This is a genomic window from Marinobacter sp. UBA5687, assembly GCF_002420325.1.
In the GTDB taxonomy this organism is placed as follows: Bacteria; Pseudomonadota; Gammaproteobacteria; order Pseudomonadales; family Oleiphilaceae; genus Marinobacter; species Marinobacter nauticus.
In genome coordinates, this window is record NZ_DIHV01000117.1 from 1 (window position 1) to 11,908 (window position 11,908).

An 11,908-nucleotide genomic window follows, 5' to 3' on the forward strand; every position below is an offset into this window, starting at 1 on the left:
GCGCAACAGCAGGCCAATGGCTACAACGGACAGAAAGGCGATCAGCCCTGGCACCAGAGTGGTCTGTACAAAGGCCACGGCGATCAGGACCGGCATGAAGGTGCCCGATGTCCGGATGCCAATGACAATCCGCATGAAGGCGACAATGAGAGCGCCGATGGGGAGCAACAGCAGCATTCGGAACATGCTCTGTTCTTCGATGGGTAGCTGGTAGAAACCGAGCACACTCAGCCCATTGGCGTTGGACTCCAGCGTTGCCAGTTGCAGCGCCGGCACGGTCTGCCGCAGCATGGAAAAGCTTACCTGGGAGTCGTCGCCACCCACCACGTCGAGGAGGGAATCTGCCCCCTGTCTCCAGAGCAACAGGTTTTCCGGTACACCTTGTTCTGCGGTGCGCGGGTCGAAGGTAAGCCAGCGCTTGCCATTGTATATCTGTAGAAATGGCACCAGTTGTTGGCGACGGCGGGCATCCTCAAGCTTCAGGGCATCTGCGGTGCGCGCAGCGATGCCAGCGTGGTTCAGCATCTTCACCAGCAGTTGCAGATAGTTGTCGTCAGATACCAGTAATGTTGTGTTCTGGGTGCGGTTGTCTGGCTGCATCAGGCGGATCAGCTCGCGGGTCATGCTCTCCGGGGAACTGGATCGCTCGGAAGCCTGGGTCAGGAGCTCTCTTACGGCGGTGGCCTGGGGCTCCTCCCAGAAAACCGTCAATGCCCGGGGTTTACGCACTGGCGGAGCATGAATCGCGTCTTCATCCGGTACAAACTGTGCCTTGAAATAGAGAGTCTGAGGACCGGCGACGTCTCGTTTTGTCCACTGGGCCCTGCGCCCGCTGTTGCTATCCAGAATTGAGAAGCCGTAGCCGGGCGAGGCGGCCTGCTCCGTCAGGATACGGAAGCCGGGCGGTTGCTCCGGGATGTGCAGGCTCACTTCAGCCGGGCTGTTCTGGCCCTCAAAATCGACTCGCGCCTCAATCATCCAGACCGGACGTTGTTCACCGGTCATCCACGGAATACCCAGTTCCAGATGGCGCCAGGTGGCGATCGCTATCCCTGCCGCAATCAACAGGAAGACAAACACGTAAAACGGGACCCGGGAGCGTACCGTCATTCTTCCTCTCCGTTTGCCGCTTGTTCAAGGTAGGATTCGGGCAACTCGGTTGCGAATTCCTTGCCGACATCGATCAACATGACGTCTCGCAATACGTTGCGGCCAATCAGGACTTCGTAAGTCAGATTTGTCCGGTCGGCCAACGTAAACTCAGCCACCTGCTGGTGGTCGCCGATGGCAAACTGAAGCTCCACCACCACCCGGCGCTCTGACTCATCGGCACTGGACTGGATAATCTTCACTCGCCTGGAGATTTCTTTCTCCATGGCTACCCACTCGCCATCCTCAGTACCGGGAACGGGCACTTCAAAGCGTACCCAGTTGCTGCCATCCCGTTCAAAACGCTGAACGTTACGGGCGTGTATGGAAGAGGTTTCCGCGCCACTGTCGATTCGGGCGGTATAGACATGGTCGGGGCCAGCCAGGAAAAACTTTTCGACCTCACCGACAACGACTTTGCCTTTGAGGCGATCCGCCCGGCCTTTATCTTCGCGGGAAGCGGGGCAGGTAGGTGCCGCCTTTGGTGGTGGGCACGATGGCTTTTCAACCTGAGTGGCAATGGCCTGGAGAATGGTCTGGGTAGAATCCTGATTCTGCTGCAGGAGCTTTTCGTGCCTTACACCGGCATTCTGCTCCATGGTAACAAGGGTCGCACGCTGGCTTTGGACCGAGGCTCGCACTTCTTCAATATTCTCTTTCGGTACCATGAAATAACGATCGGAAGCGCAACCAGAAAGTGCGACTGCCAGCCCTGTTAAGGCAACTGCGAACAATGAGCGGGTTTGCGAAACACTGGACCCCATGAATATCCCCTGAACCGGCCGTGAGAATTATTGGCACTGGATGCCTCAGCCATTGGATGTGTTGTCAATCAGGCGGGAGAGTATACTACAACGTACCTGTGTGGTGACTTTACAGATGGTTAAGGCGCATCTTTACCGGCCCAGGAAAGGCCCCTGGCCCAGTGGCGTCTCGGATCTCAGGTACTCCTGGATGACCGGGGAACAATTCAGGTAGAACAGTAGCAGCTCCCGCTGAATATCCTGGTCCTGAATGCGCGCAGCAAAGGAAATGACTTCTTTGAGCGCACGGTCGCTGGAGGTGGTGTCTGTCGGCACCGTGAAGCTCTTTCCATAACGGCTTTTCAGCAACTGGGTCAGTCGCTCAAGGTGAAACTCGCCCGTATGGGTGATGTGAGGCAAAACCCGCACATGCTTTTCCGCCGAGCGCTGATTTTCCGAAGACAATGTCTGTTCGTCTTCCACACAGGTAGCCTGCAGGAAATCGGACCCGAATTTTCTCCACAATTCCTTGAACATGCTCCGACCTGCCAGTCAGCTTTCCGTTTACGGCTTTAGCACTCCGGTTGGGTGCTTTTTAACCGTTGTAGAGCAATTTACGCTCTGCGTCCATAGGTGGATTGACGCAATGTTGATAAATGCCAAACAGTCGAGGCCGGCCTGGTGGCACCGTTCCGCCAACAAGAAAAAAGGGTGAGCATTGCGGTAGACTGTCAGGCTTTGATCCCGGGGCCATGCCCTGAACTGACCAACGAAGACCAAGGAGAACATGCTGGTGCTAGATGCGCTTACCCTCACCATGGCTGAACGTCCGGAATGGCTGGCAGGTTGGTTCCTTGCTCTGGTGGCGAGTGCCGCCTTGTGTCTGGCGGGCATGATCTGGCTGCTGTGGCGTCGGCGTCAGGATAGAGCCACCGAGTCTGCCTTGCGCGAGGAACTGGACGCCCGGGACAGGCAGCTGAGAGATAGCGAGCAGGTGCGGGCGTTGCATGAACAGGAAGTTGAACATCTGCAGACCGCACTCGAGGAGCAGAAAGCCCGCTCCGGGCAGCTGGAGCAGAGCATCGAACACTGGCGACAACAGTCTGCGGCCCTGGAAAACCGATTGGCGGCTCTGGCCTCGGAGTTGACAGCAAAACAGGATCGGGTTGCGCAACTGGCAAGTGAGAGCAGTCAATACCAGCAGCGGGCTGAAACGCTCTCAGAAGAGCTAGGCCAGTTGAAGGTCGAGTTACGCGAGCAGCAGGTCACTCTGGATAAAGAGCGCCGTAGTGCCTCGGAAAAACTGGAGTTGCTGGAAAAGAATCGAGATGCACTGAAACAGGAATTCGAGAACCTGGCGAACCGGATTTTCGAGCAGAAAAGTGAGCGCTTCAGCCAGCAATCCAAAACCAGCCTGGACTCCTTGCTTAACCCCTTCCGCGACCAGCTGCAGGATTTCCGCAAACGGGTTGAGGATGTCTACACCACGGAAACCCGGGATCGTCAGGCGCTTCGCAGCGAAATAAAATCGTTGCAGGAGCTGAACCGGCAAATTACCGAAGAAGCCGCCAATCTGACCCGCGCTCTCAAAGGTGACAAGAAAATTCAGGGCAACTGGGGTGAGTTGATCCTGGAGCGGGTGCTGGAACGGTCGGGCCTGCGCAAAGGGGTCGAGTACGAAACCCAGGGGAGTTACCGGGACGAAGATAATCAGTTGTTGAGGCCCGATGTCATCGTGCATTTGCCGGACCAGCGAAATCTGGTGATTGATTCCAAAGTATCGTTGGTGGCCTATCAGCAGTGGGTGACCGCAGATCAGGAGGAAGAACGCGCTGCGGCGCTGAAGCAGCATGTTGAGGCGGTTCGCAATCACATCCGTGCATTGAGCGAGAAAGATTACAGTCAGCTTAACGGGCTGCATTCTCCCGATTTCGTGCTGCTGTTCATGCCCATTGAGCCGGCATTTGTGGCAGCATTCCAGCAGGACGAGAATCTCTTCGCAGAAGCATTTGAGCGGAAGATTATTGTGGTGACGCCTACCACCCTGCTGGCGACACTGAGAACCATTGAGAATATCTGGCGTTATGAACGCCAGAGCCAGAATGCCCGCCGCATTGCCGATCGCGCCGGCGCGGTCTACGACAAGCTGCGGGTGTTTGTCGAGGCTATGGAAAAGCTGGGAAGCCAGTTACACACGGCCCAGGGCACCTACGATAATGCCATGAATACCCTGACCCGGGGCCGTGGTAATCTGATTTCCCAGGCCAATCGGTTTGTGGAGCTGGGGGTCAGGGTTAAAAAAGAGTTGCCCAAGTCGATAGTGGATCAGGCCGAGGTCGATTCTGAAGACGCCGATGAGCCGGGAGATACGCCCGCCATCGACAGGGAGCCTACGGACGCCGGGGAAGCCCGTGCAGAGGACCAACAGGAGTAGCGGTATGTTGTCATCCATGAAAAAAAGGCGTTTGCCTGGTCACAAGGCATTTGCGGGCCTGGTGTTGTCTTCTGTTCTTGCCCTGCAGGCGGGGTTCGCCCAGGCATTGGCTCCGGAACACGAGATTCGCCGCTTGATGCTGGCGACCGAAGAAGCCGTTGCAGCAGAGAACTGGAGTGAGGCAGGGGAGTACCTGAACCGCCTTCAGGCCATGGAGGGAGAGAAGCCCGCCGAGTATTACTACTATCGCGGCCGGGCCATGTTGCAGGCCAATCATCTGAATGAGGCACGTTCAGCACTGGAGCAATACATTACCCGGGCCGGGGCAGAGGGCACGCATTACCAGCAAAGCCTGAAGCTGATTACCGACATAGAGAAGGCCAGCCGTGCCAGTGTTCGCGCTCTGGCCGAAGGGCAGGCCAATGCCAACGAGCCCGTGGCCGTGATTGAGCCGGCGAATGAACAGGATATGAAGACGCTGCGCCAGCTGTATCTGGCAGGCTCGGACAGGGAGGCTCTGGTCATCCATCTGAATACTCTGCTTGAGACCGCTGGCTGGCGGCGTGACAAAACGGTGGTGCGCCTGGACAGGCCAGCAGATCGCCAGTACCAGGTGGCTCTGGATGATGGCAATATCAGTATTCAGGACATCGAGCGCAATCCCGATGGCACCACCGTTCGCAGAACCCTGTCTCTGTCGGTATTCGGTGTGAATCCTCAGTTGCGTTGGGATTGTGAACCGGTGGTCGGAGCCTGCTGGGTTTATGATCCGCGGGACGGCTCCCGGCTTTTCCAGTTGGCGGAGAATCGCGATCAGGCCCGGGACATTGCCCGAACTCTGGGGCGCTTGATCCGGAACCTGCAGCAGGGAAGTTCGTAAGGCCGGGTGTTCAGACCAGATCGCCCCGTTCGCCTTCCCGCCAGGCGCCCGGGGTGACCCCCGTCCACTTCTTGAAGGCCCGATGGAAAGTGGATGGTTCGGTAAAGCCTACCCGTTCGGCAATATCGTTGATGGGCATCTCCGGATGGGCCAGATAGTAGATGGCCATATCCCGCCGCAATAGATCCTTGATCTCCTGAAACGACGTGTTCTCCTGCTTCAGGCGGCGCCTGAGGGTTTGCGGGCTGGTGTGCAGCTCTTGTGCTATCCAGTCGAAATCCGGCATGGGTTTGGAGAAGTCACGGCCAATCAGGCCCCGAATACGACCGGTCCAGGTGTTGCTCTCATCCGGTCGTGACAGCAGGTCTGCCGGGGAGGTTTTCAGGAATTGTCGCATTTCCGGCTTGTCCCGAATCACCGGTGCGGAGAGGAAACGTTTGCTGAAGGTCAATGCCGTACAGTCGGACTCGAACGCCAGCGGACAATGAAAAATGTGCCGGTATTCGTCCCCGTGGTCTGGCCTCGGGTAATCGAACTCAGCTTTCTCCAGTTCCACGGGCTGGCCAATAAGCCAGCTGCCCAGCCGGTGCCAGATCACCAGAATGCTCTCGCGCAGAAAATAGTCCGGGTCGTGGATGCTGCCTTCAATTCGCGTGACCAGGCGCGCACGGTCACCGAAGATTTCAAGCTCCATGGACACCATCGGTTCGAACAGCCGAGAGAACCGGAAGGCCTGTTGATATACCTCTTCCAGCGTCTGGCAACCGACCACCAACGCACACATGGTGGCGAACGTTCCGGAGCGGGCACGGCGTGGCCCCATGCCCATAAACTCATCGCCGGTGCGCTGCCAGATTACCTGCATCAGCTTGCTGAACTGATCACTGCTCACCCTTGCCATTTCAATGCGAAGAAGATCTGGCGAGATCCCGGCCTCCTGGAGCAAAGCACGGCTGTCCAGGCCCAGGCGTTCGGCGCCTGACAGGGAAGCTTCAACAAAATGTCGTGAGACTGTCAGTGTTGACATAAAGGCAGCCAGAAGAAAGAACGAACTTCATCATAAGTACCCGGCTCAACATTGCAAGCCCATGATTTGCCAACAGATGGAAGAAACGGTCAATAGGAATGAAGGAACCGGTAGTTGGCCCGGCCTGCAAAACCCGTCAGCATGAGCCAGAGTCATTGCCGCCGATCAAAAACAAGGAGACGCTTTATGGCAGCCCCGCTCGCTAACCTGAAAATTCTGGATTTCAGTACCTTGCTGCCCGGACCCTACGCCACCATGATGCTCGCCGATATGGGCGCGGAAGTGCTCAGAATTGAAGCTCCGGATCGCGTGGATCTGGCCAAGGTAATGCCACCTTTTGATGGTAAATTCAGCACGACTTTTTCCTACCTCGGTCGCGGCAAGCAAACCTTGCAACTGAACCTGAAGCAGCCCGAGAGTGTTGAGAGGGTCAAGCAGCTGGTTCAGGACTACGACATCGTGGTGGAGCAGTTTCGCCCGGGCGTCATGGACCGCCTCGGGATAGGCTATGAGGTACTCAAAGCCATCAATCCCAAGCTGATTTACTGTGCCATTACGGGCTATGGCCAGACCGGTCCTTACAAGGACAGGGCAGGCCACGATATCAACTATCTTGCTATTTCCGGTGTTGCCAGCCACTGCGGTCGTGCCGACAGCGGCCCACCACCCATGGGCATTCAGATTGCCGACGTGGCCGGAGGCTCCCATCACGCCGTGATGGGCATCCTCGCTGCGGTCATCAAACGCCAGGAAACCGGAGAGGGCGCCTTTATCGACATCAGCATGACCGATGCCGCCTTCGCCCTGAATGCCATGGCGGGTGCTGCTGCCCTGGCAGGCGGACAGCCTCAGAAGCCCGAAAGCGGCATGCTCAATGGTGGCACCTTCTACGACTATTACCAGACCAGAGATGGCCGCTGGTTGTCTGTTGGGAGCCTGGAGCCGCAGTTCTCTTCGCGCTTGTGTGACACCCTTGGGTTGGGCGAACTGAAAAGCTATGCCCTGAGTCAGAAGCCTGAACATCAGCAGGAGTTGAAAGCCGCTATCAAACAGAAGATCGCGGAGCGTTCACTGGCTGAATGGCGGGAGGTGTTTGCCGATGTGGATGCCTGTGTAGAGCCGGTATTGACGATTGAGGAGGCGGCAGAGCATCCGCAGTTGAAGGCCAGGGGGATGGTTGTTGAAAGGGATCGAGGAGATGGAAATCTGCAGAAGCAGATTGGTTCCGTTTTCAGCTAGAGGCACAGACAAAAAAGGGCTCCCGTTGAGGGAGCCCTTTGTCATTCTGCCTGCCTGAGTTTATCAGGGCGCGGTGCAGAATGCGGGCAGTTCCGCCAAAGTAACACCGAAGGTCACCAGTGTCTCACAGACCATCCCGCCAAATACGGCATCATTATTAGCCGATACCGGGGTTCCATGATCACCTGCCTGATAAGTTGTCAACAGATCATCGCCGAGTCCAATGGTCAGTGGTTTCGTGCCGGCCAGTGGTGCACTGAAGCTGTTCACGGTGACTGGTACAGGCAGACCTGTAACTTCTGGTCCGAATGTACCGGACAGTGCGTCAATACCCCACTGTTCCTGGTCAGCAGCATTCGGGATAACGGTATCTCCAGCAACCTCTGACAGCAGGATAGGCGTTCCACCCGCTGCAAGGGAGGCGGTGAAGTTCACGGGATCTGCTGAGTCGATCGCAGCCTGGAAAATATTAAAGAACGTCTCGAGATTGGCGTCGCCTTGTTCCAGTCCAGCAGCTTGCTGCAGGCCAAACAGAATGCGAGGCGCGAACGACGGTGAGTTCTCCAGCAGTCGAACCACGCCACCGCCCGGCGTCAGCAGGCTGGCAGACTGGATATTGTTGAACGCTGATGGCAATGAGCTGCTGCCGTCAGGTGCGGTGAAGATGGTATCCGCGATCTGATCCTCGTTGGCGGCAGCCAGGAACGGCATACCGGTGATGGTGCCGAGCGAGTGGCCAACAAAGTAGACCGGATCGTTGATGTCGATGGTCAGCGTGCCGTCATCTCCGCCCGCTGCCGCCGGTTTCTGAAGCGTCATGCCTGCACGACCTGCCGCCGGACTGCCGGCCAGGGTGGCGCGAAGGTTCAACTGGTCAACAACGCTCTGACGGATATTGTCCCTGCCAGCCAGGAAATTCTGGAGGTTGATGAAGAAGCTGCCGGAGCCATCGGTACCGGCGGCGTTAGCTGGATCGAAAACCATTGGCGCCGGTGTGCCTGCGGGGGTGGCGTACAGGCCGTAATGGCGTTCAAACGTATCCGGCGCGAGGCCGGGGATGGTACTGCCAGCATTCGCTACGGTGTTGACGAGCGACTGAGCGGTTGCTGCAGACAAGCCCAGCTCGTTAACGAGACGTGTAGTATCGCCCGCTACAACGACCGGGGCATATACGGGAATTGCCGCTTCCGGAGCTCCGCCGGCTGCCAGCAGGTCACCTGCCAGCTCGAGCTGAGCCTCCTCGGAGAATGGCGTGATGCCATGCAGTGGCTGGTCGATAGCGACTACAACGTAACCCTGAGCCGCCAACGCCGTGCCAAAGGTCAGGGCTGCGCTACGATCCGTGGTGATGCCGTGCTGGTACATGACCACACCGCGTTCGTTGCCGCTGTTCGGGTATAGAACGAGCATCGGGACTTCCTGAGTGCTCTGTTCCAGCGGGAAAGGGAAGATGTAGTTGACCGCTGTCGATACGGAAGCATCGGCCTGCGGCAGGCTCAGGCCAAGCGCCGAGAAGGTGGTATTCAGAGATTCGGCCAGGGGTTGGTCTGCAACCCAGTTCACTGCGTTGCCGCCTGCGATGCCCGCGGGAGTATTGCCCAGATAGTAGGGGAGCGAGATGCTGCCCTGAACGGCCAGCACACCGGAAGCTCCGGGAATGCTTCCAGCAACTGCTGATACCAGGCCAACAGGCTGAATGGTGCCGTTGTCGATGGTGATCGCATCCGTAAAGCCGGCGCCATCGAATACGTTACGGTTAACACCAGGCAACGGTGTTGGGAGCTCCTCCCGGAACTGCGATGCGAGGGAGGTTGCCAGGCAGTCGATGGCTCCTGAGCCCAGATCCCCGGCGCCTGCGATCGGGCAGGGCCCAGTGGGCGCGAATACGGCGTTCAGAGGCGAGGCCGGATTCTCGGGAAGCGATTGTGGGAACTGTGCGACGGCAGCGTCCGCAGCGGCTGCAAGATCCGCGTATGCGGAGGCGCCCCCTTGACGAGCGGCCGTCACCGCACTGGTGCGTACGAACGTAGTGATCTGATCCGCGAACCAGGCCGCCGGCTCAGCAATGTATTGCAGTACTTTCGCATCATTTGACGTTGTGAAGCTGTAGGTCAGAGCTATCTCGCTTTCATTCAGCGAGCCACCCAGCGCCTTGATGTAGTTGGTAGCGATTGGCTCCCAAAGGTTGTTAACGAGAGTTCTGACAGGCAGAAGAGCCCCGTTGACGAGCCCTTTGCCGGGGTCATCCTCTGTTCCCTCGCCGGTGATGTTCGTATACAGCGGATCCTGAATGATCGAATCGCCATTGATGTCCTTGACCCCTGTCGTGACAAGAACCACGTAGCGCTTCTGCGGGTTCAGGGGTTCGAGCGGCAGGATTCGAATGGCCGAATTGCCGTCGAGAGATTCAACGTCTGCGCGAATCTTCGGCATGTTCTGGGGGCCGCTGATTGCGAGTTCGAGAGTTGGTGGCTCGCCAGCAGACAGCGCCCGTACCGGGTCGCCGCTGGCGTAAGCCAATTCAATGAGGTGAACTGTTTTTCCGGCAATAACGGTTGACGCATCAAGCTGCCCGCTGGTCTGAATTACAGCAGGGGCAATGGTAGAAGCACCGGACAGCTCATTTAGCGCTGTGGTAACCGGCGGAGTAGTGTCATCAACACCAAAGGTTCCGTCTTTCTGCGTGGAGTCAAAAATCAAATCGTTGGGCAGAGGCAACTGGCCCTTCGCAGGGTTAAAGATGGGGTAGGTTTTTCCAAGTGAATCAGCAGAATACTGCGGCTTGGGATTATCATTACCCCCACTGTTAGAGCCACTGAAACAGCCCGTCAACCCAAGGGAAGAAGCCACGGCAAGACTTATTAGAGTTTTCTTGAACATGGGTGGAACCTTTTCCTGTTGTTGTGTCGTTATATCCGGCGTTGACGGAACCGGTCGGCCCCAGGATTCCGCGCACAGCCTTTTCTGATTTGTTGGTTGTCTGAAATTGTAGCCAGCACTTAAAAGCCAATTTCTGTAGCTTCGACTATAGCGACAGAGTAGCAAGTGTTGATCAGCCAAAAGTGTGATTCTGCGTCTGGAAACCCTCCTCGCACCCTTGGAGTGGCCCTCAATCAAAAATAGTGGTCGGTCCGCGGTTTGTCGAGTTCCAGTGGCCGGGTAATGCCTGTTTTAACAAATTGTTGCGAATTGGTTTTACCGTCATAGCTATTTTCGTTGGCGTACATAGCATTTGCGCCTTCTGTCGCATCAACCGCTGTGTCGAATTTCTGGTAAACTCTCGCTTCCTTATATAAGCAGGGGGCTGCTTTGGTGGCTCCGCATACTTCCGATAATCAGAAAGCTGATGAGGCCACTATGACCACCGTGATCCGCCAGGACGACCTGATCGAAAGCGTAGCCGATGCGCTGCAGTTCATTTCCTATTATCACCCGAAGGATTTCATTCAGGCCGTGTACGAGGCCTACCAGAAGGAAGAGTCCCAGGCGGCCAAGGATGCCATGGCCCAGATTCTGATTAACTCCCGTATGTGTGCCCAGGGCCACCGTCCGATCTGTCAGGACACCGGTATCGTCACCGTGTTCGTTAACATCGGTATGGACGTGAAGTTCGAGTGCGACATGGCGCTGGACGATGTGATCAACGAAGGTGTACGCCGCGCCTACACCCATCCGGACAACGTGCTGCGCGCCTCTGTGCTGGCTGATCCTGACGGCAAGCGCCAGAATACCAAGGACAACACCCCGGCCATCATTCACTACAAGATGGTGCCCGGTAACACCGTAGACGTGCACGTGGCAGCCAAGGGCGGTGGCTCTGAAGCCAAGTCCAAGTTTGCCATGCTGAACCCGTCCGACTCGGTCGTGGACTGGGTGTTGAAGATGGTGCCGCAGATGGGTGCCGGCTGGTGTCCGCCTGGCATGCTGGGTATTGGTATTGGTGGTACCGCTGAGAAGGCGATGGAGCTGGCGAAAGAGGCTCTGTTGGATCCGATCGATATTCACGATCTGCAGGCCCGCGGTGCCTCCAATCGTGCCGAGGAATTGCGCCTGGAGCTGTTCGAGAAGGTGAACGAGCTGGGCATCGGCGCTCAGGGGCTGGGTGGCCTGACCACCGTTCTGGATGTAAAAGTCAAGGATTACCCCACCCACGCGGCCAACAAGCCGGTGGCGATCATCCCGAACTGCGCAGCAACCCGCCACGCACACTTTGTGCTGGATGGTACGGGCCCGTCCCTGCAGACCCCGCCGAGCCTGGACGACTGGCCGGAAATCACCTGGGAAGTAGGCGAGAATGTTCGCCGTGTGAATCTGGACACTGTAACTCCGGAAGACGTGAAAGACTGGCAACCGGGTGAAACCGTTCTGCTGTCTGGCAAGATGCTGACCGGCCGTGATGCGGCCCACAAGAAGATGGTGGATATGATCGAGCGCGG

General features: G+C 57.3%; 9 protein-coding genes. 4 read left to right on the forward strand and 5 right to left on the reverse strand.

Going from position 1 to position 11,908, the window contains the following annotated elements; genetic code table 11:
- The 3 genes from B3Y70_RS12040 to B3Y70_RS12050 all read right to left on the reverse strand — a co-directional run.
- The coding region (locus B3Y70_RS12040; RefSeq protein ID WP_288589876.1) for a UUP1 family membrane protein at window positions 1-1,110 on the reverse strand (1,110 nt) is incomplete at its 3' end.
- On the reverse strand, window positions 1,107-1,913 hold the full coding sequence (locus B3Y70_RS12045) for an ATP-dependent zinc protease (protein ID WP_011785516.1): 807 nt from the start codon (window positions 1,911-1,913) through the stop codon (window positions 1,107-1,109). The genes B3Y70_RS12040 and B3Y70_RS12045, both read right to left, overlap by 4 nt.
- A gap of 132 nt (window positions 1,914-2,045) precedes the next feature.
- The gene (locus B3Y70_RS12050) at window positions 2,046-2,429 is read right to left on the reverse strand and encodes a hypothetical protein (RefSeq protein WP_011785515.1); all 384 of its coding nucleotides are present in this window, start codon (window positions 2,427-2,429) and stop codon (window positions 2,046-2,048) included.
- Window positions 2,430-2,679: 250 nt separating this feature from the next.
- Here B3Y70_RS12050 and rmuC point away from each other — a divergent pair, with 250 nt between their 5' ends.
- Together rmuC and B3Y70_RS12060 are read left to right on the forward strand one after the other, a co-directional pair.
- Entirely contained in the window at window positions 2,680-4,326 is a 1,647-nt protein-coding gene (gene rmuC, locus B3Y70_RS12055; RefSeq protein WP_288589878.1) for a DNA recombination protein RmuC, read from the forward strand.
- Window positions 4,327-4,330: 4 nt separating this feature from the next.
- Window positions 4,331-5,206 (forward strand): hypothetical protein, encoded by an 876-nt coding sequence (locus B3Y70_RS12060; RefSeq protein ID WP_278349924.1) that lies wholly within the window; start codon window positions 4,331-4,333, stop codon window positions 5,204-5,206.
- 10 nt (window positions 5,207-5,216) lie between these two features.
- On the opposite strand, the gene B3Y70_RS12065 is transcribed toward B3Y70_RS12060, so the two are convergent.
- Window positions 5,217-6,233: an AraC family transcriptional regulator gene (locus B3Y70_RS12065; protein WP_022991660.1), complete on the reverse strand. Its 1,017-nt coding sequence runs from the start codon at window positions 6,231-6,233 to the stop codon at window positions 5,217-5,219.
- Between the two features lie 186 nt (window positions 6,234-6,419).
- Between B3Y70_RS12065 and B3Y70_RS12070 the strand changes: the two genes are divergently transcribed.
- The gene (locus B3Y70_RS12070) at window positions 6,420-7,472 is read left to right on the forward strand and encodes a CaiB/BaiF CoA transferase family protein (protein ID WP_113878948.1); all 1,053 of its coding nucleotides are present in this window, start codon (window positions 6,420-6,422) and stop codon (window positions 7,470-7,472) included.
- Between the two features lie 63 nt (window positions 7,473-7,535).
- On the opposite strand, the gene B3Y70_RS12075 is transcribed toward B3Y70_RS12070, so the two are convergent.
- Complete coding sequence (locus B3Y70_RS12075; protein WP_014421004.1) at window positions 7,536-10,352, reverse strand: hypothetical protein; 2,817 nt, start codon at window positions 10,350-10,352, stop codon at window positions 7,536-7,538.
- 477 nt (window positions 10,353-10,829) lie between these two features.
- On the opposite strand from B3Y70_RS12075, the gene B3Y70_RS12080 reads away from it, so the two are divergent.
- A partial coding sequence (locus tag B3Y70_RS12080; protein WP_288589881.1) for a fumarate hydratase occupies window positions 10,830-11,908 on the forward strand: 1,079 nt, incomplete at its 3' end.

What these genes read in the sequence shown, in the direction of transcription:
- B3Y70_RS12045 (WP_011785516.1), bottom strand. Translation starts at nt 1,913, where the DNA reads ATGGGGTCCAGTGTTTCGCAAACCCGCTCATTGTTCGCAGTTGCCTTA.
- B3Y70_RS12050 (WP_011785515.1), bottom strand. Translation starts at nt 2,429, where the DNA reads ATGTTCAAGGAATTGTGGAGAAAATTCGGGTCCGATTTCCTGCAGGCT.
- rmuC (WP_288589878.1), top strand. Translation starts at nt 2,680, where the DNA reads ATGCTGGTGCTAGATGCGCTTACCCTCACCATGGCTGAACGTCCGGAA.
- B3Y70_RS12060 (WP_278349924.1), top strand. Translation starts at nt 4,331, where the DNA reads ATGTTGTCATCCATGAAAAAAAGGCGTTTGCCTGGTCACAAGGCATTT.
- B3Y70_RS12065 (WP_022991660.1), bottom strand. Translation starts at nt 6,233, where the DNA reads ATGTCAACACTGACAGTCTCACGACATTTTGTTGAAGCTTCCCTGTCA.
- B3Y70_RS12070 (WP_113878948.1), top strand. Translation starts at nt 6,420, where the DNA reads ATGGCAGCCCCGCTCGCTAACCTGAAAATTCTGGATTTCAGTACCTTG.
- B3Y70_RS12075 (WP_014421004.1), bottom strand. Translation starts at nt 10,352, where the DNA reads ATGTTCAAGAAAACTCTAATAAGTCTTGCCGTGGCTTCTTCCCTTGGG.